At 44.4% G+C, this 19767-nt stretch carries 18 protein-coding genes; 4 read left to right on the forward strand and 14 right to left on the reverse strand.

Annotated elements, in window-relative coordinates; genetic code table 11:
* Positions 1-9: 9 nt before the first annotated feature.
* The 13 genes from DC094_RS14240 to gspC all read right to left on the reverse strand — a co-directional run bounded on the left by DC094_RS14240 (position 10) and on the right by gspC (position 13007).
* Positions 10-1362, reverse strand: coding sequence for a Fic family protein (locus DC094_RS14240; protein WP_116687796.1), 1353 nt, complete (start codon positions 1360-1362; stop codon positions 10-12).
* Between the two features lie 175 nt (positions 1363-1537).
* Positions 1538-2323, reverse strand: coding sequence for a type II secretion system protein N (locus tag DC094_RS14245; RefSeq protein ID WP_116687797.1), 786 nt, complete (start codon positions 2321-2323; stop codon positions 1538-1540).
* Positions 2323-2808, reverse strand: a complete 486-nt coding sequence (locus DC094_RS14250; protein ID WP_116687798.1) for a type II secretion system protein M — start codon at positions 2806-2808, stop codon at positions 2323-2325. The genes DC094_RS14245 and DC094_RS14250 overlap by 1 nt, the downstream gene beginning before the upstream one ends.
* Complete coding sequence (gene gspL / locus DC094_RS14255; RefSeq protein WP_116687799.1) at positions 2808-4040, reverse strand: type II secretion system protein GspL; 1233 nt, start codon at positions 4038-4040, stop codon at positions 2808-2810. Before gspL ends, DC094_RS14250 begins: the two co-directional genes overlap by 1 nt.
* Positions 4028-5221, reverse strand: coding sequence for a type II secretion system minor pseudopilin GspK (gspK, locus tag DC094_RS14260; protein ID WP_116687800.1), 1194 nt, complete (start codon positions 5219-5221; stop codon positions 4028-4030). The genes gspL and gspK overlap by 13 nt, the downstream gene beginning before the upstream one ends.
* Complete coding sequence (gspJ, locus tag DC094_RS14265) at positions 5218-5832, reverse strand: type II secretion system minor pseudopilin GspJ (RefSeq protein ID WP_116687801.1); 615 nt, start codon at positions 5830-5832, stop codon at positions 5218-5220. The genes gspK and gspJ overlap by 4 nt, the downstream gene beginning before the upstream one ends.
* Complete coding sequence (gspI, locus tag DC094_RS14270; protein WP_116687802.1) at positions 5816-6229, reverse strand: type II secretion system minor pseudopilin GspI; 414 nt, start codon at positions 6227-6229, stop codon at positions 5816-5818. Before gspI ends, gspJ begins: the two co-directional genes overlap by 17 nt.
* On the reverse strand, positions 6219-6809 hold the full coding sequence (locus tag DC094_RS14275) for a prepilin-type N-terminal cleavage/methylation domain-containing protein (protein ID WP_116687803.1): 591 nt from the start codon (positions 6807-6809) through the stop codon (positions 6219-6221). The genes gspI and DC094_RS14275 overlap by 11 nt, the downstream gene beginning before the upstream one ends.
* Complete coding sequence (gene gspG, locus DC094_RS14280; RefSeq protein ID WP_116687804.1) at positions 6810-7241, reverse strand: type II secretion system major pseudopilin GspG; 432 nt, start codon at positions 7239-7241, stop codon at positions 6810-6812.
* Between the two features lie 40 nt (positions 7242-7281).
* Positions 7282-8502 (reverse strand): type II secretion system inner membrane protein GspF, encoded by a 1221-nt coding sequence (gspF, locus tag DC094_RS14285; RefSeq protein WP_116687805.1) that lies wholly within the window; start codon positions 8500-8502, stop codon positions 7282-7284.
* A 5-nt stretch (positions 8503-8507) separates the two neighbouring features.
* A complete protein-coding gene (gene gspE / locus DC094_RS14290; RefSeq protein WP_116687806.1) occupies positions 8508-10016 on the reverse strand; it encodes a type II secretion system ATPase GspE in 1509 nt (502 codons plus the stop codon).
* Positions 10009-12006, reverse strand: a complete 1998-nt coding sequence (gene gspD, locus DC094_RS14295; RefSeq protein ID WP_116687807.1) for a type II secretion system secretin GspD — start codon at positions 12004-12006, stop codon at positions 10009-10011. The genes gspE and gspD overlap by 8 nt, the downstream gene beginning before the upstream one ends.
* Before the next feature lie 41 nt (positions 12007-12047).
* A complete protein-coding gene (gspC, locus tag DC094_RS14300; RefSeq protein WP_116687808.1) occupies positions 12048-13007 on the reverse strand; it encodes a type II secretion system protein GspC in 960 nt (319 codons plus the stop codon).
* Between the two features lie 415 nt (positions 13008-13422).
* Between gspC and DC094_RS14305 the strand changes: the two genes are divergently transcribed.
* The 4 genes from DC094_RS14305 (at position 13423) to pckA (ending at position 19046) form a co-directional block, all read left to right on the forward strand.
* A complete protein-coding gene (locus DC094_RS14305; RefSeq protein WP_116687809.1) occupies positions 13423-13800 on the forward strand; it encodes an RNA-binding S4 domain-containing protein in 378 nt (125 codons plus the stop codon).
* Positions 13801-13859: 59 nt separating this feature from the next.
* Positions 13860-14729: an Hsp33 family molecular chaperone HslO gene (gene hslO, locus DC094_RS14310; RefSeq protein ID WP_116687810.1), complete on the forward strand. Its 870-nt coding sequence runs from the start codon at positions 13860-13862 to the stop codon at positions 14727-14729.
* 556 nt (positions 14730-15285) lie between these two features.
* The gene (locus DC094_RS14315) at positions 15286-16884 is read left to right on the forward strand and encodes a phosphoenolpyruvate carboxykinase (ATP) (protein ID WP_116687811.1); all 1599 of its coding nucleotides are present in this window, start codon (positions 15286-15288) and stop codon (positions 16882-16884) included.
* A gap of 542 nt (positions 16885-17426) precedes the next feature.
* Entirely contained in the window at positions 17427-19046 is a 1620-nt protein-coding gene (pckA, locus tag DC094_RS14320) for a phosphoenolpyruvate carboxykinase (ATP) (RefSeq protein ID WP_116687812.1), read from the forward strand.
* Positions 19047-19097: 51 nt separating this feature from the next.
* Here the strand turns inward: pckA and DC094_RS14325 are convergent, their stop codons facing one another.
* A complete protein-coding gene (locus DC094_RS14325; RefSeq protein ID WP_116687813.1) occupies positions 19098-19673 on the reverse strand; it encodes a GNAT family N-acetyltransferase in 576 nt (191 codons plus the stop codon).
* Positions 19674-19767: the final 94 nt, after the last annotated feature.

Below are 19767 nucleotides of genomic sequence, written 5' to 3' on the forward strand. Positions count from 1 at the left end.
ATGCTCGTATTAGAGCTCCAGTTTTTCTCTGAGGTTAGCTGGTGCTATATAAGTAATAGTCCTAGATTTTTTTATTTTTGTTGGTATTAATAGCTCTTCTTCTGCCAGTTTATTTAAATAAGATCTCGCAGTATTTTCATTGACATCTAATTCATTAGCTACTTGTTTTGCAGTAAAAGTTTTTCCAGGTTGATTTATTGCATCTTTAAGTACTTCTTTGTGTCCATGCTTCAACTGTTTTGAAATTCGACTGTTTTCTAGCCATTCAGAAAATTGATATAATTCACTCTTTTTCGTTTCGATATACGAATAAAGAGATCCAATAGCTTGCTGGATAATATCTGCTTGTTGATAAATAAAATATGTTAAGTCAAATTGATCGGATTCGGTATATAAAAATGCTTTATCATAGCTGCTTTTCTTTTCCTGTATCAGCTTACTAATAGATACATATTCGAATAGCCAGTAGCCCGATTGAAGCATAAACCAATAAAAAAGTGCCCGAGCCGTTCTGCCATTGCCATCACCAAACGGATGAATATAGCCGATCATAAAATGCAAAATTATTGCTTTTACGACTGGGTGAACAAACTGTGTAGAGCTTTCGGAATTATCTGCATTGGCAAATTCACACAGAGCATTCATTCTATCCAGAAGCGATTGATAGCACGGTGGTTCATGGGCTATCTCGTTATACATGTCAGAAATAGTAATATCATTATCAGTTCTGAATTCACCTGGCGTTGCATTGTTTTCAATCGCATTGTGAGTAGCGATCTGATGTAATTCTAAAATCAGATCGATAGATAATGATTGGTCTTTAAATTCAAATACCTTTTTCATTAATTGAAAATTATTAAAAATCATCTGCTCAGATTTATCTTTGGGGTTCCGAGCGGTTTGCAACATTTCCTTGGCGACTTTTCTGGTAGTCGATGCCCCTTCTAGTTGAGATGAAGTAATCGCTTCTTCCATCATTAAACTCTGAACCAGAAATTTGTCTTTCTGTTTGGAGGTGGCAAACGTTGCATCGCTAATGGCATGGCCGCCACCGGTGATTTTATCAATATGGTGCAATCTGGCAAATAGAGAATCGGGAACGCAATAGATAAACTTGTTTTGTTCTTTATCTGCGCATAGCAAGTTAATTTGCTTGGCAATAGTGCTCCTAGCGACCTTGGTGGCTAGCCAAGCAGCTTCTTCGTTATCGCCTTTTTCCACTTTCCATTTGAACTTGTCCCAATGAAGGTATTCGCCATCTGGTGAGGTTGCGCCATATTTGGAAAGCAATGGAGCCCATGTCTCAGGTGTAAACTTTTTGGCAAGTTCTTCAATAGGAGCTGGGATTCTGATTCTAGCCATGTCACACCTAAACTTAATTTCTATTTTTTGAGTTTAAGTCTTAGATCTATCAAGTCAACGTAATTTTTAAATTTTGCGTTATGTAATAGATAAGTGGTTGACGGTGGGTTATCTCTGTCCCTAAAAAAGCCTCTTGGCATTGGCTGTCAAGAGGCTTTAATAGTTAAGGCTGGTATTACAAAAACTGCTGCAACGTCTTCAAAGATCCACGCTGATCGACTTTTAACTTGCCATTGTTATCGCTAGGCAAAAAGCCGCTAATTAACCGGCGTGTTGGCTGATCGAAGTTATCCCGTGGCTCAATCATGCCCTTGACCTTGTATTTATCTAGGTCGCTTAGCTCAAGTTTGATATCAACGCCGAGTGGGCCGCCGTCATCTTTAAGTGTGCCTTGGTATTTCGCGCCTTTACCATAACCGTTGCCGGTTAATTGAAGCGTCAAGTTACCCAGTTCAGGACGGGCTAAAGGCGTGGATAAACTAGCTTGGCGCCATTTCAGCTCACCTTTAAAAGACTCGGGCTTACCATTAACCAGTGCTAGATGCTCTAGGTCGAGCCGGAATACACCATCAGCATCAATGCCGCCGGGTAAGAAGCGGCGGAAGCGGTTAAAGGTTAAGCGCGCTTGAGTATCTTCAACCGATACATCGCCGGAGAAAGAGACAGCTACTTTGCTATCGAGCCATTCTTCTTTATCACCGGCACGCAGCTTAATTGCCAGTTCACCAGTGAATAAAGAAAGCGGTTTTACTTCCCAGCGGATATTGGCCAGGGTTTCACCAGAAGCGACAACCTGAGCAATTTTACCATTCCATAAAGTGCCGCTAACGCCGCCCGCTTGGAAAGTGCGAGGTACTTGTTGCTGAATTTGATAGATCACCGGTGCTGCTGGAATGGTGGCAATCAGCAGTACTAAATAGCACAGCAGGCCAAGCAAACCGTATTTAATCACTTGTTTCATTATCCTGCCTGCAACTTAATTCGACCGCGGACTCTACCAGAAGCTTCTTCACGGTTCAGGCTCATGCCGTTTACCTGAATGCCAGTGGAGGCTAAATGGTCCAGCCAGCGCAAAACATCGTCAAAGATCGCATCTTCCAGCCAAACTTGAACCGCTTGGCCTTGCGGCTCAACTCGGTTAGGACGGACCTTAAAACGGCGAGAGCTAGAAGACACCATTTGCAGCAAACTGCCAGAATGGGTTGCCCCTGCGCCATTTTGTTGAAGCGCTTTTACTTCAAGAGCAGATTGCTCCATCCAGACTTTGAGCCTTTGCTGTTTTTCGACTTTGTTTTCTAGTTGGGACACTCCAAGTACTAGAGGCTCGATAATTAATAGATAAAGCAAAGTTATCAGTAGAGCACTGCCACCAAAGCCGACCAGTTGCTGTTCGCGTTTGGCCAGTTGATTCCAGCGCTGTTGAAGTGTGTTGACTAGTTCATTCATCAGCTGCCCCTCCGAATCACAATTCGGACATCGACACCCGTATCAGCACGAGTGGCGCGCTTCACTTCAACATTCAAACCCTGGTTGGCAATTCCTTTGCGCAGTTCTTCAACGCGCTCAAGATCTTTTAATTGCAGCTCAAGGCGTAATTCACCCCGGCCAGCATCGAAGTTAATTCGATCTAGTTTGAAATCTTTTTCAGACACTAGTGCTTTGGAAGTGCCGCTCATGAGCAATGGGAAATCACCGCTTTCAACGCCGCCACGTAATTGCTTGAGCTTTTGCTCCATCTGCAAGCGTGGGTTAGGTACGTTGCGAGATTGTGGAAAAGCGGTGCGATAAGTATCGACAATCTGCTGATCTAATTGCTGCTGTTGTTGCTGCAATTGCAGTAGATGGAAACCTTGGCCAGTCAGCCATACTAGGCTCCAAACTGCGCCGATAATTATCGCGATTTTCCACTGTTTCCATAATTTTCCGATCTTCGCCTGGGGTGCAAAACGACCCTGGCGTAATTCCAACGGAGCAATCCAGTTAGTTGCGGGCATCCAGCCACGGGCACTGTGTTTAAAGCCGATTGACTCAGGTAACAATGCTCGAATCGCATCGATAATCGGTTGATCACCACCCCAAACAATAATTTCTGTCGGCTGGTTTAATAAGGCGGGTTGCTGCTCAGCTTCTTCATCTGCTTTCGGTTGTGACAGCATCAGTTTTAGCAAGTCAGCTAAAGCAATCGTATCGATAACCTGGCCGCTATCATTGTTGGTTTTTAGCAGGCTGCGCTCACCTTCAATGGCGATGCTCCAGCTACCTTCTTGCCATGGCAGTGCCAGCATATCTGGACAGACTGAAGCCGGTTGCAGATTAAGCTCCGCGGCTATCTCCAACCAGTTTGTCATCTGGGCACAATCGACGGTTGCCACAGGAAGATGATCCCGGCGTTCTTTGCCGGCAACAAAGTGTAATTGGTCGATATCACCAACCACTCGATCTTCCATGACAAAACCAAGTGCTTTCTTGGCCTGACGAAGTTGTTGCGCTGGCATTTGCAGTTTTTGCAATGCGACCGCTTCGCCCGGCACCAGACAAGTTACTGGGTGCTGCGAGGCCAGTTCAGAGAGCTGGTTTTTATCGCTTTGGCGCAGTGGTTTAAAGCCTTCATTAAGGCTGCCACTTCCGCTGAGTGCCCAGCTGGCGCTTTCACCCAGCCTGACGATTAAAGTTGACAACTTGGTTTCCTCTCAAACATTCGTGAACGCCACAGGGTAGTTACTTTGCCCTGTTTATCGACTTCTAGCAGGCTGGAAGCTGGCGCTCGGCCTAGTCCGGTAGCTAAAGTTCCCCAGACCAAGAAATACTGGCCTTCCACTCCAAGTGAAATAGCTTGTTTAATTTCATCTTCTGTTTTCTGAACCGCGACTTCTTTCCAGAAATCATCAAGGCTCTTGTAGCCATTGGTGCCCCGGCCATCTTGCAGTCTTAAAGCATCATTGCTGCTGAAGTTCTGATGTAGTGATTGCAACACTGGAATACTGGCTCGGTTGATATCTAGTTTGGCATTTCGTGGCGTTTGAGTTGTGCCATTCTGCCCAGATTTGATCACTGTTGGCAGCACCGTAATGTGTTTAGACAATTCTTGGTAAATTCTGCTTCTAATAGCATCATCTTCTTGGTCGGCAATTCCTTTAATCAGCTTTAACTCGCTGATGTCGGTCATCCAGTTGCCTGGCGTCCGATAAGCAATATCTAGCCCTTGGTAAAAATCATCTTCAGCACCATAGCTTTTGGCTGTGCTGTCGGAATCCATCCAGTCGGCAATTGAATCTGCAATCACTTGCTCATCCAATTCCAAAGGATCTTGGGTGGGTTGTGAACCAGTTGGGCTTGTTGAGTTAATCAGATTCGTTGAATTTATTGAGGGCGGCAAATTGACGTAATCTTCAATTGCTACCAGCAATCGCTGCAAAATTTTTAATTTATTTGGATCAATCGTGCCATTGGTATTGCGCAGGCTGTTTAAATCGAATCGCCCTTGAATATCGACCGCTGCAAGACCCTCGATGTTAATCGTGATGCCTTGTTCTTCCAGTTCTTGGCGCAGGCAAACCAATTCATCATCACCGCCAGAAGCAAAAGCACCGCCTTGCTGCTTAATTAGGTTATCGACCTTGGCCACATTGAAATCATTCTGCTTTAGCAAATCGCCCATCTGACCGAGATAAAACCGCTCGTACTGATCCCAAAACAAATAGGTTTGGTCCATATGGCGTAGCGAATAACCCAAGCGAACCATGCGGCTTTGTTGCTGAATTAAGGTGGTGGCAATGATGGCGACGAGAGAAACTACCAAAATAGCGGTAATGAGTACTGCGCCTTTTTGCTGGTGATGTTTGCTATTAATGCCGATCACTGGGCACTCTCCACCCGAAAGAAGCGAGTAATCTCACCATAGCCTTCCAGTTCCATGACCAACTTCACTGCTCTAGGCAAGCTGTTTAGATCACCTTGATTGACAGGCCATTGTTTTTGCCATTGGCTGCTACTGTCGAGAAATTCCAGCTCTAATTCTTTTACGCCATCCAATAAAGGACGTTTTCTAGGCTCGCCTTCGCGGCCATCGAGTGCATACCAAGTTTGCCGATAGAGTTTTTCATCTTCCAGTAGATAACCGACCCGCTGCAGATTACTTAATGGCAAAAGATCACTATGGCGCCAACCGGAGCGAGTTAGCTCGACTAGTTGATCGGCTTTTAGCCCGCCAGTAAATGCGGGTTGCATTTGACCAAATTCATCAACAATGGGTCGAGAAATTGCTTGTTCAATATCTAGCTGAACATAAGCAAAAGCAGATTGCAGTTGGCGGATATCTTCCAGCTGCACTTCAAGAATTTGTTGCCCGCGATAAGATTGGGTGAGTACCGAATAGCTAGCCACCAGAATAAAAGCTGAAATCGCAGCCGCGACCATGACTTCTATCAGAGTGAAGCCTTGTTGGCTGGCTAACCTATTTCTTTTGAACATAGGTCACCACCGTTGCTAAAGGATCTTGGTCTTCTTTCAGTCGGACTTTGATCTGAACTTGGCGAACGTCATTAGCGGGTGTTTTGACGGTTTCTAGCTCGACTTGCCATTCCTGACCCGCCATTTCAGCCCGGTCAGTGTCTTTACCCAAACGTGGGAAACTGCCAAGCGTTTTCAATTCAACGGCTTTGTTCATGGCCACCCAATGGGAAAGCATCTTCTGTTTTTGGTAGCTGGCACCTGCGGCTTGTTGGCCTAAAGCACCACCGAGCGCAGCCAGTGCACTGGCAACGATCACCACTGCCACCATCACTTCGATTAGAGTAAAACCAAGCGATTTTTTAGTGCGACTTTGCAGTGAATGACGGCTTTTTGAAGTGAGAGAATTAGAAGCCACTGGAAGATTGCTCCAGTTTCATTTCGCCTTGTTCATCTAATGCAAGCTTCCAACCCGTTTGGTCGGTATCTGAATTAGAGAAGTCGTCATCCAGCGCCAGATACAAGCTAAATAGATCCAACTCATCACCATGAATTTGTAGCTGCGGTTTAAGCTTTTGCTTGGCTTGCTTGGCTATTTTTTGCAGTTTTTCTAGTGGTTCGAGTACCACGGTTGTGTCGTGAACTGACAATTGAATCTGTAAATCTTCTGGCCATTGCCGCTCACGCCATTGGCCTTCATCGAAAGCGTTGTATTCGGCGCCGTCGGCTGACTCTAGAAATCGGTAGCCTTCGCGGTAGAACAACATGCCCATCGACTTTTGCTGAATAAAAGCTTCGTCTCGCGCCAGCGTCAGTAATGCCTGAATTCGATCGGCTTCTCGTTCTAGTTCTTCAGCACGACGATCGCCGGTCAATGCCAATGAGGCAAAACCGGCGAGTATTCCAATCACCACAGTGACCACCAGCAGTTCAAGCAGGGTAAAACCTGATTGAGCCTGCTTGAATCGTTTCTGTGGCCGATGAGATAAGTCGGTCAATTACTGGTTCCAGTTACCGATATCAGCAGATGCAGCTTCGCCACCTGGCTCGCCATCAGCGCCATAAGAGAAGACATCAATTTCGCCTTGTTCACCTGGGCTGAGGAACAAATATGGGTTGCCCCATGGATCTTTAGGCAGGCGAGGCATGTAGCCGCCAGACTTAAAATTCTTTGGTTCAGGAGAACCCGCCGCTTTAGTGACTAAAGCTTCCAGGCCTTGGTCAGTGCTTGGATAGCTGAAGTTATCTAACTTGTATAACTGCAGTGCCTGCTCAAGGTTGGCAATATCGGTTTTAGCCGCGGCAACTCGTGCTTTGTCTGGGTTATCAAGAATTCGTGGAGCAACGATGCCCACCAGAATCGCCAGAATGGTGACCACCACCATCAATTCGATCAGGGTGAAACCCTTATTGCGACTGAAATTTTTCATAAAACACCTATTGCTGTTTATCTTCTGGTCTTAAAAAGAATTAACCGACCAGAGTATTTAACTCGAAAATGGGTAGCAGAATTGCGGAAACAATTAGGGCAACCATCATGCCCATTACCAGAATCATTGCCGGCTCAAATACGCCGAGTAAGATGGCAATGGTGGTTTCTAGTTCTCGTTCCTGGTTGACTGCAGAACGCTCTAGCATGTTTTCCAGCTCGCCACTTTGTTCGCCTGAGGCGATCATATGCAGCATCATTGGTGGAAAATAACCAGTTTGTTCAAGGGCAACTTTTAGGCTGGTACCTTCGCGAACTCGTTTAGTTGCATCGACCACTGCATCGCGAATTACTTCGTTAGATAACACTTCACAAGCAATGCCCATTGCTTCTAGCAAGGGCACACCAGCGCCGGCCAAAATACTTAGTGTTCTGCCAAAACGAGCGGCATCGGCACCACGGACAAACTTTTTAATCCCCGGGGTATGCAAAAGAAGCACATGCCATTTTAAACGGAAGCTGCGCTTTCGCATGGCTCTTTTGAAGAGAAATATACCGCCGATTGTTCCCACTATTAGGTAAGGCCAGCCAGCTTTAAAAGCATGGCTGAGCTGCAGCATAGCAATGGTTAAACCGGGGAGGTCTTGCCCGGAATCAGAAAATGCCTGAACCACTTGCGGCACCACATAAGTCAGCAGCACACCTAAAACGGTAAAGGCGACCAGAACTAGCAAGATTGGGTAAACCAAAGCCAGTTTAATTTTCTGGTTTAGTGCTTGGCCGTTTTCTGTGTGATCGGCCAATCGCTCCATCACTGGGCCTAAATGGCCAGATTTTTCACCGGCAGCCACGGTGGCTCGGTAAAGCGGATTGAATGCACGGGGAAAATCACCCAGTGAGTTGGCCAAGGTATAACCCTCAGAAACCCGAGAGCGAACCGCGGTCATTACACTGGTAATTCGAGGATGCTCTGATTGCTGGGAAACTGCCCGCAAACAAGATTCCAGCGGCAATCCAGAAACAATTAAAGTGGATAACTGACGAGTAACTAAAGCCAGTTCAGTGCTTTTAAGCTTGGTGCCACCGCCCAGGCTAAAACTGCTGCCAGTAGAAGTTTTCTTCTCGGCAACAGGATCAACTGCGGTTGGCAGCCAGCCTTTGTCACGCAACTGCTGGCGGATTTGTCGGGCCGAATCAGCTTCAAGCACGCCTTTTTGCTGCTTGCCCCGCTGATCCATTGCGGTGTATTCAAAAGCCGCCATGCTATTTATCCTTCCCGGGTAACCCGCAGTACTTCTTCGATGGTCGTTTCACCCGCTAAAATTCGGCGGATACCATCTTGACGCATGCTTGGAGCCTGTTGGCGACTGTAGTCTTCGATAACTTGTTCACCAGAACCATCGTGCACCATTTGGCGCAAGGTTCGGTCAACTACGATCAATTCATAAATACCGGTTCGACCGCTATAGCCCAGCCCGTTACATTTTTCGCAACCCTTCGCTGTATACAGCAACGGTGGGTGGCTAGACTCAACACCCAGCAATTCACATTCGCTTTCAGAAGCGCTGTAAGGTTGGCGACAATCGCTACATAACACCCGCACCAATCGCTGGGCTAAAACACCGAGCAAACTGGATGACAGCAAGAAGGGTTCAACGCCCATGTCTTGCAATCGTGTTACTGCACCGGCAGCCGAGTTGGTGTGCAAGGTAGACAATACCAAGTGGCCAGTTAACGATGCCTGAACTGCAATTTCTGCGGTTTCCAGATCTCGAATCTCACCGACCATGACCACATCCGGGTCTTGGCGCAGAATAGCGCGTAAACCCGCGGCAAACGTCATTTTAACTTTGGAATTCACCTGGGTTTGGCCAATGCCTTCCAAGTTATATTCCACCGGATCTTCAACCGTTAGAATATTACGAACGCTGTCATTGAGTCGGGTTAAACCAGCATACAAGGTGGTGGTTTTACCAGAACCGGTTGGGCCGGTTACTAGCAAAATGCCGTGTGGTTTATGCAATAAATCGTGAGTTCGATCGCGGGTTGCCGGATCCATACCCAAATGATTTAGGTCGAGTCGGCCTGCGGTTTGGTCTAACAATCGCAATACGATTCGTTCGCCGTAGCTTGATGGCATGGTCGATACACGAACATCGACTGCACGGCTTGCGACTTTCAAAGAAATACGACCGTCTTGTGGTACGCGCTTTTCAGCGATATCCAGCTTGGCCATTACCTTAATACGAGAAACCAGCATCGGTGCCAGCAAACGTTTAGGTTGCAGTACTTCACGCAACACACCATCAACCCGCATCCGAACGATTAAACGTTTTTCATAGGTCTCGATATGAATATCGGAAGCATTGGCTTTAATTGCTTCGGTTAACAGTGCATTGATCAAACGAATGATCGGTGCGTCGTCTTCCTGTTCCAACAGATCTTCAGTTTCCGGAATTTCTTCAGCGATTCGGTCTAGATCTAGCGAATCATCTAGTCCTTCCATAACTTGGCGTGAGCCACCGGTATCGCCTTCATAAGCGCGAGCTAGCAGGTCTTCAAAAGCTTGCTGATCTTCTACCAGACGAATATCAATTGGCTGGCCAGCTGCCCGGCGGATTTCCGCCAGAATTTCTGCGCTGGCACCAGGTCGACAAGTAAGGTGTAAATACTGCTGACCTTCTTCAACCAAAATACCGTGGCGCTTGGCAAAGTTATAACCAGGCCGCTCAAACTGCGGCTGGTCAGCTAACGGTGTTTGCTGCAGATCACTCATTCACAGCCTCCGGCTGCTTAGAGGATGCTTCTGGCGTTACAAAAGATTTCTTCTTCAATGGGTCGCCGTCCCATGCTGGTAATAATTCTTCAGCATTAAAACTGGAAGGCTTGTCATTGAATTTTTGATTGAGTAATTGCTGGCGAATATAACCGTATTTAGACGCCGAGATACCATTCTGTGTTTCAGCATCACGAATAATGGTTGGCTTGATGAATACCATCAAATTCGATTTGCTGGTGGTGACACTGCGATAACGAAATAACGCACCGAGGAATGGAATATCACCTAACAGTGGCACTTTAGAAACGGACTCACGTATATCGTCACGAATCAAACCACCTAAAACAATCGTGTGGTTGTTATCGACCAGTACGGTGGTTTTAATTGAACGCTTGTTGGTGATCAAGTCAGATGCACCAGTAGAAGAAGGTGCCAGTGAAGAGACTTCTTGCTCTATCTCCATTCGCACCGAGTTACCCTTATTAATTTGAGAGGTAACTTTTAATGTGATACCGATATCTTCACGCTGAATCGTCGTGAAAGGATTGGTGTTAGTGCTGCTGGTGGTAGAACCGGTAACAAAAGGAACGTTCTGGCCAACAATAATTTCAGCGTCTTCGTTATCCAGCATGGTTAAAGAAGGAGTAGAAAGAATGTTACCAGCGCCAGTGCCCTTTAATGCATTAATTAACACACCAAAATCGATACCCTTACGGTTAAAGTCACCGAGAATAATACCGGCACCTTCACCCAAAGCGCTCGCGGCACCTGCAGCGTTACCTGATGCAATATTTCCCGCCAGACTTAAAATAGAACCTTGACCACCGAAACTGATTGAACCGACTGGGCCTGAACCGCCTGGGGTGCCATCAAATAACCACTGAACACCGAGTCTGTCAGCTTGCGTTTCATCTAGCTCGACAATAATCGCTTCAACCAAAACCTGAGCGCGGCGAATATCCAGTTTACGAATCACATCTTGTAGTGAACGCATTAAAGCCGGTGGTGCAGTAATCACCAAAGCGTTGAGGCTTTCGTCAGATAAAATGCTGACTTCTTTGCTGTTGGCAGTGCTTTTTTTCTTGCTGCTTTTATTACTTAGTGAATCTTTAACGCCGGTTAATACCTTAACCAGGTTTTCAGCATTGGCGTAATTCAGGTAGATAACACGGGTATTTCCCGATTGCTCCAGTGGTGAATCTAGATGGGCAATTAATGCCTTTAGGCGTAATTTGTCTGAAGAATCACCGGTAAGCAAAATGGAGTTAGTGCGTTCATCAGCCACCATTTTAGGTGTGGCATTTTTAGAACGGCTGCCTTTATTGGTTGATTTATATAAATCAGAAACCACCCGAACCACTTCTTTAGCAGAAGCGTTTTCTAGCCGAACTACATCAACTTGTTCATCGGAAGCTTTGTCGATACGGCGAATAATATTGGTCAGTCGTTCGATGTTGGCGGCACGATCAGAAATGATAATAACGTTAGTAGGCGGATAAGCTGCCAAGTGACCTTGTTGAGGTACTAATGGACGCAGAATCGGAACTAATTGTGCTGCTGCAACGTTATTTACCTGCAATACGCGAGTCACCACGTTATCGCCTGAACTATTACTGCTGCTGCTGTTGGCATCTAGTACCGGTACGCTGTCTTGCTTGGCACCCGATTCAGGAATGATTTTAATGACATTACCGGTTTCTACTGCGGCATAACCATGAACTCGCAGAATCGACAGGAATACTTGGTAAACGTCGTTCTTGCCCATGCTGGTGTTAGAAATAACGGTAATCTTGCCTTTGACGCGTTGGTCAATGACAAAATTCTTACCAGTAATTTCTGCTACCTGACCGATCACAGCTCGAATATCAGCATTATCGTGATTTAAGGTCCAGCCTTCTCCGGCCTGAGCCATAGCGGGTGATGAGATTGCCAAGCACAGTGCCAAAGCACCTGCTGCAAAACAATTTTTAAGTAGCTTTGAATTCATGGCTGCAGGCTTTGCTCCTGTAATGTCGCCTGATCGCAAAATTAATTGGTCAGAGAGAAAGTAAGTTGAAGAGGTCGACCGTTTCTCTCGACCGATATCGATAATTCTGATGCTTGCTGGATGTCGGCTAATAAGCCTAGCGCTTTTTGCTGATCATCTAATTGCACACCATTAATATTAGTAACTAGATCATTTCGTCTTAATCCGGCGCGGCGGAATAATTGACGATCACTGCCAGGACTCACTCTAAAGCCTTGTAGTTGACCGCTTTTAAATACAGGCGTCGCGCGAATTAGATTAATAACGGATAAAGGATCTTCAGATAGCTTTTGCTTAATTCCAGCTAGATCATTGGTCAGCGAGCTGTCGCCACGCTTATCTATGACTCTGGCGTTAGAATTATTGCTGTTTGATGCGCTAGAGCGATTTTTACTGGTGCTTGGGCTATTTTTGGCCGCTAGCTTGCGGCTTAACTCCAATGCTTCCAGCTTTCCGTTGCGACTTAAGATGACTTTGTCGGCATATACCGAATGCAGAACCACCGAGCCACTACCTTTAATTTGGTCGCCGTTGCTGTAATGCTTTTGTTTACCGCTGCCCTGTATAACCGCCGAACCATTACCTTGATCATCATAAGTAATGATGCCAAATAGTTTCAGGTTTAATGTGGTTTTTGGAATGTCATCGGGAACGGGCTCAATCGGCTTGGGTTCAGGCTGAGAAGCTTTAGCCGTTACGTCGGCTTTTCCAAACAAGCTACTCGATGCAACAGATGCCAAAGTTGGCCCTTGATTGCTGTTTTTCACCTGAGAAACTATCGATACATTGTGCGTATTACCAGTGACTTCCGGTTGTGGAAGTGGCAGCAATAGCCAAGTGGTCTGGGCAAGTTGCCAGCATAAGCCAACACCCAGCAGCAGACTGATAGGAAGTGTAAGTTTTTGAGTAGGCCACCGATTTGAACCGGCAACTAAAGCCCTAGCGTTATCTGCCAGCTTCATGCAGTTATATTGATCCCTAAAATGAGCAGCCAAGCCTAACAGATTTATTTAGCAGTTGTCCCTACCACAAAAGGATCTTATGACCTATTCGTCAGAGCAGTTGCAGCTGTTATTGCCATGTTGTTGCCACATACATGAAAGATGTGCCGTAACTGCCAGCTTGGCAATAATGGCGACAGACTAAATCTCTCAAGGTGATTTAAAGCACAGTTTTTGGCAGGTCAGGGCGAATCGGAGACTGTTTCTAATCAGCTACAGTATGAGTTTATCCAAGCGGCTTTTGATTATTTTTTTCATATTTCAATCAACGGCTAGCTACTTTCATATATTCACCAAACCAGTCCAAGATGGCAGTTCTGCATCTTGAGCTGGTTTGGGTATAATCTACCGCAATTGTGATTGCTGGAAATCAGAAATGGAACAGCAAAAAGTTCGCCTAGATAAATGGCTATGGGCAGCGAGATTTTATAAAACCCGTGGGCTAGCCAGAGACGCAATAGAGGGTGGCAAGGTTCATTATAATGGTGCTCGAGTAAAAGCGAGTCGCCACATAGAACTGAATGCCGAAGTACAACTGGTTCAGGGTTTTGATCGTAAAACGGTTCATATCATGAAGATTCATGATCGACGTGGCCCAGCCCCTGAAGCGCAAAAGCTTTATCAAGAAACAGCCAAAAGTATTGAAGTTCGTGAGACTAAAGCTCAGGAACGTAAATTGGTTAATATGCACCAGCAGCATGAACGTCCGACTAAGCGTGATCGTCGCCAGTTGGATCGTTTCAAGAATTCTTAATCGGGCCATGTTTATTTTTAGTGAACAGACCTAGTAATTTATTGGACTAGACCGCAGTTATGACGCAACAAATTCAGTATGACCAGTTGAACCGTTTCTTATTTGAAAGTAGCCAAGTTCGAGGTGAAATCACTCAGCTGGACAAGAGCTACAAACAGGCAATCGCTAGCCACGATTATCCACCAATCGTTAATCAGCTGATTGGCCAAGCCATGGCTGCGGCATCTCTACTAAGCGCCACGATTAAATTTGAAGGTCAGTTAATTTTACAATTTCAGGGGCAGGGCAATTTACGAATTCTGGCCGCTGAATGCACGAGCGATGGCAAGGTGCGCGCAGTTGCTCGCTATCAAGACATGCCAAAGAAAGGCAAGTTGATCGATTTGCTAGGTAAAGGCCAAGCGGTTATTACGCTGCAGCCTGAAAAAGGCGAACCATGGCAGGGTTTGGTACCACTAGAAAAACCAGATATGGCCAAATGCCTAGAAGACTACTTCCAGCGCTCTGAGCAATTACCGACCCATATTCAATTGGCTTGTGATGGTGAAATTGCTGCTGGTTTTATGCTGCAGGCAATGCCAGAAAGCGCAAATAATGCCAGAGCAGCAGATGTAACCACCGAAGAAAGTGATTTATGGAATACCGTGGTGGCCTTGGCAGCAACACTGAAAAAAGAAGAGTTACTGCACTTGCCTGAAAGCGTGATATTGCACCGCTTGTTCCACGAATATGGTGTCAGATTGTTTGACCCTAAACCAATTCAATTTAGCTGTCGCTGCTCAAAAGAGCGTTTGGCCGTTAGCTTATCTGCAATGTCTGAAACGGATCTAGATGAAATTCAGGATGAAAAAGGACAGATTCACGCTAACTGCGAGTACTGTAATCAGACTTACAGTTTTGATGTGACCAGTTTGAAAGCTGCTAAATAAAGAATGCCGCCGTAATAATGCATTTATAATAATCGCCTTTTCCCTAAAAAGTCGATCAAGCGACAGCTGGAAAAGCACTATCTGAAAGCCTGCTTTGTTTTATTAAAAACAAGCAGGCTTTTTTTATCATTTCAAAAAAAACATAAAAAAACAAAATTATTGTTTTTCAGTTGGTTAAGTCTTTCAAGTATCAGAGTGATCTTATCGTTAACTATTTGATATTAGATACATTTCACAAACGGCTTAAATTATACTTTTTCCAATTGTGGCAATATCTTACAAATCTTTTTAATGTACTACGATTGCTCAGAAAAAAACAACGCTTTTCGGTCATCTTTTCAAAGTTCGTTTTCGTTTCTTTCCATGTTCGTGAAAGATAATCTGAAATGGTCAAACCAAAATTGCTAACGCTTCCAGATGATCCACCATCTAGCTTGAGCCAGCAAACAGCAACGGCACAGTCAGATGATCATCTACATGAAACCTAGCGCATGCTACTTATACCCAAAGCAATTTGAGATATAAGCATGTTGCTCAACAGTAGAAGTATTCAGCCATGACTATGACCGCATCACAGCTAGCCGCAAAACATGAAAAAACCGTTTCTGCCCACGCTTGCCATATCAATCTGACTGCTCCTGAACTGTTACAGCAGGCGATTAGCCGAGGTGAAGGCGAATTATCCAAGCAAGGAAGTCTGGTGGTAAATACCGGGCCAAGAACCGGCCGTTCACCGCAAGATCGGTTTATTGTTTGTCATCCAGGTGAGGCACAACAAGCCATTGACTGGAGTGAAGTGAATCGGCCAATGGAGCCGTTGTATTTTGATAATTTATGGCTGCAAGCGGAAGATTATCTACAGCAATTGCCAGAAAGCTACAGTGGCATTTGGCGCAGTGGACAACATACCCAGCATGGTTTGAATATTCGAATTACTACTGAACTGGCATGGCACCAGCTGTTAGCTGACCACTTACTGGTTCGGCCTGAAATTGAGCAAAGCAATTGGGAAATGCTCTGCTTGCCAGGTTTTGTTTGTGACCCAATGCGAGATCACGTACATAGCGATGCGGCGACTATTATTGATTTTTCAGGTCGGCGTATTTTACTACTCGGTATGCATTATGCCGCTGAAATCAAGAAAGCTATTTTCACAGTTCAAAATTACCTGCTGCCCATGAAAGGCGTTTTGCCGCTACATGCTGCTGCCAGCCAAGATAAAGATGGCAAGGTCGCCATGATGCTGGGCTTATCTGCTACAGGTAAAACCTGCCTGATCTCAGATGATGGCCGAGATTTAATCGGTGATGATGAGCATGGCTGGAGCGATGATGGGGTATTTAACCTGGAAAATGGTTGCTATGCCCGCTGTGCATTTATTACTGAAGAAGAACAGCCGGTCATTTTTGATGCGATCAAGCAAGGTGCTATTCTAGAGAATGCGGTTCTCGACCATCATGGTGAGCCAGACTTCACTAATATCAGAATTACCGAAAATATTCGGGCGACCTACCCGCTATCTGCGATTAGAAATCGGGTTAAGCCGCCAGTTGCTGGGCAGCCTGACGTATTAATTTTCTTAAGCTGTGATTGCAGCGGAGTACTTCCTCCGGTCACTCGTTTAAATAAAGCTCAAGCGGCTTATTATTATCTGAGTGGATATACCGCTACCGTTGGAGATTCAGAAATAAACCATAACAATGGCTACACGCCAACCTTCTCTAGTTGTTTTGGTGCACCTTTCTTCCCACGTCCTGCCGGTATTTATGCTGAACAACTATTCAATAAATTAGAATCCAGCGAAACCACAGTATATATGGTAAACACCGGTTGGAAAGGCGGAGTGCCAAGTGCAAGCCACGGTGGTAATCCACTTGGTAAGCGTTATTGCTTGCAGCAAACCCGCACAATAATTACGGCTATTTTAAGTGGTGAACTAGAACAGCAAGGATTCCATTCTTTGGATCATATCGATTTACAAGTACCTGTCGCGATAGAAGGTATTGATCCTTTGGATTTGGATCCAGCCAACGCATGGCCAGATAAGGTGAGCTATTTAAGAGCAGCAGAAAATCTTTGCCAAGAATTCAAAGTGAATTTTAGTCGCTTTGAAGTGGCACATCAGATAGAAGATGCAGGTTTGAATATGATTTAGCTTGCTATACCAAACAGCAATAAGCTTAGATAACTGAGACTGGCAAATTAGTAATCTTGATTCGATGAATGATGAATATTCATTATTTTTATTTCACAATCACCGGATTTTCAGATTAGTTATGTATAATAAGCCCCGCTGGCTGCCAGAACTAACCTTCTGGTTCAGTGGGGTTTCTTCATTCAGTCTGGTTTCGGGTTAGATTCAGGTTGTGTTCAAAGCAGTATTCGCTTTTTAGCAACTTCGAATCCGAACTTCGTTGCAAAACGAATGAGAAAAAACGCTCAGGTGACAGTGCGGGAATAATTCGTTTAAAAAGCGAAAAATAACCGATTTAATAGATTAAAAAGCTGATTTTAAAAATCTCAGTAAAATATGAAAATATTGACCTGCGCAGCGAAAATGAGTAATTGGTAAGACATTTATTAATATGTTGCTAAGACATTTGATTCAAGTCTTATATAACTACCACTTTCGAGATAAAATAATAACCAGACTTTTAACGGTAATAACAAACTTCTTTTTTTTACCAGGAGAAACAGATGGCTACTCTCGTGGAAAAGGTAAAAGCCGATTTAAATAATTACGGCATTACTGACGCTCAAGAAATTATTCATAATCCGTCTTATGAGCAGTTATTTGAAGAAGAAACTCGTCCAGATCTTGAAGGTTTCGAAAAAGGTATTGTAACTGAAATGGGTGCAGTATCTGTCGATACAGGCATCTTTACCGGTCGTTCCCCAAAAGATAAATATATTGTTTTAGATGACGTCACCCGCGATACATTGTGGTGGACATCCGAAAAAGCAAAAAATGACAATAAACCCATTTCAGCTGAAACTTGGGATTACCTTAAAAGTCGAGTGGCTGATCAGCTCACCGGCAAGCGCTTATTTGTTGTTGATGCCTATTGTGGTGCCAACCCAGATTCTCGTTTAAAAGTACGCTTTGTTATGGAAGTAGCTTGGCAGGCGCACTTCGTAACTAATATGTTCATCCGACCTTCTGCTGAGGAGTTAGAAACTTACGAGCCGGACTTCATTGTTATGAATGGCTCTAAGACCACTAATGACAAGTGGCAAGAACAAGGCTTGAATTCAGAAGTATTCACCGTATTTAACTTGACTGAAAAAATGCAGGTTATAGGTGGGTCCTGGTACGGCGGCGAAATGAAGAAAGGCATGTTCGCCATGATGAATTACTACCTGCCTTTGCGCGGCATGCCTTCAATGCATTGCTCTGCAAACGTTGGTAAAGAAGGTGACACCGCCATTTTCTTCGGCTTGTCTGGCACCGGTAAAACCACCCTGTCAACTGATCCAAAGCGCGAGCTAATTGGTGATGATGAGCATGGTTGGGATGACGACGGTATCTTCAACTTTGAAGGCGGTTGTTACGCGAAAACGATTAATTTATCTGCTGAAGCTGAGCCAGATATTTATCATGCAATTAGGCGTGATGCGTTATTGGAAAATGTGTCGGTAACAGAAGATGGAAAAATCGATTTTGACGATGGCTCTAAAACTGAAAATACTCGGGTTTCTTATCCGATCCATCACATCGAAAATATTGTTAAGCCCGTTTCAAAAGCCGGTCACGCTAAGAAAGTTATTTTCTTAACTGCAGATGCTTTTGGTGTTTTACCACCGGTTTCCAAGCTTACCCCTGAGCAAACCAAGTACCACTTCTTGTCTGGCTTTACTGCCAAACTAGCCGGTACTGAGCGTGGTATTACTGAGCCTACGCCTACATTCTCAGCTTGTTTTGGTGCCGCGTTCTTGACCTTGCACCCAACCAAGTATGGTGAAGAGCTGGTTAAGCGAATGGAAGCAGTTGGTGCAGAAGCTTATCTGGTTAATACCGGTTGGAATGGTTCTGGCAAACGGATTTCTATTAAAGATACCCGAGCTATTATCGATGCCATTTTAGATGGTTCAATCGAGAAAGCTGAAACCAAACATATTCCACTGTTTAATTTAGAAGTACCTTTGGCATTGCATGACTGCGATAGCGGTATTTTAGATCCTCGTGATACTTACGAGAATCTGGAGCAATGGCAAACCAAGGCAGAAGATCTTGCCGGTCGTTTTATCAAGAACTTTGCCAAGTTCACCGATAATGACGAAGGTAAGGCACTGGTAGCGGCTGGCCCTCAGCTGTAATACTTTGCTGTTCTTTTATTACCCTATAGCGTAATTGCTATAGGGTAATTGCTATAAAGAAGGATCAAAATCAGAAATATGTTTTATAATTTTATTATCGAAAGGTTGCAATTGAACTTTAGCAAGCCTCTTTAGTAAGTCTCCTGTAATTCCTGATCTTAAGTCTAATTCATATCGGCTTGATTTAGGATTTATCAGAATAAATCCATATTTTTCATAGAGGCCTTCAATTTCTGAAACATCCGTCAGACTTATTTTAGAAAATGGATTTAATCGTCCAATAATTATAAGTAAAAGTATTAGTAAATTTCCATAGCCTTTTCTTAAAGAATTATCTGCGACTTGTACTGTTTCTAAATGAAGCTCTCTGTCGTTTTCAAAGTTTAGTTCGAGATAACCTAAAATATTATCACCTAAATTGATAGTTATTAATTTATGACAAAAGTAAGTGCTAGGATCATCTTTCAAAAAATCAATGGTCGTTTCATTTCTAGATTTTCGTTCATTATATAGTTTTGGCTCACATAGTAGTTTGATTATTTCATAATGCCCAGGAAAAGATTTTAATGATAAGCCTCTGGTTTTTAATGATTCAATAGTTGAACCATTTATAGCGAGTGTTTTCATATTGGCAGTCCTGCTGAATTTTTATGATATTGACTCCCTCCTTGAGTAGCTTTTCCAATTTTTGAAATGTATTTTCTAGTCGCTAGACAGTTAA

Source organism: Pelagibaculum spongiae (assembly GCF_003097315.1).
GTDB lineage: Bacteria > Pseudomonadota > Gammaproteobacteria > Enterobacterales > Pelagibaculaceae > Pelagibaculum > Pelagibaculum spongiae.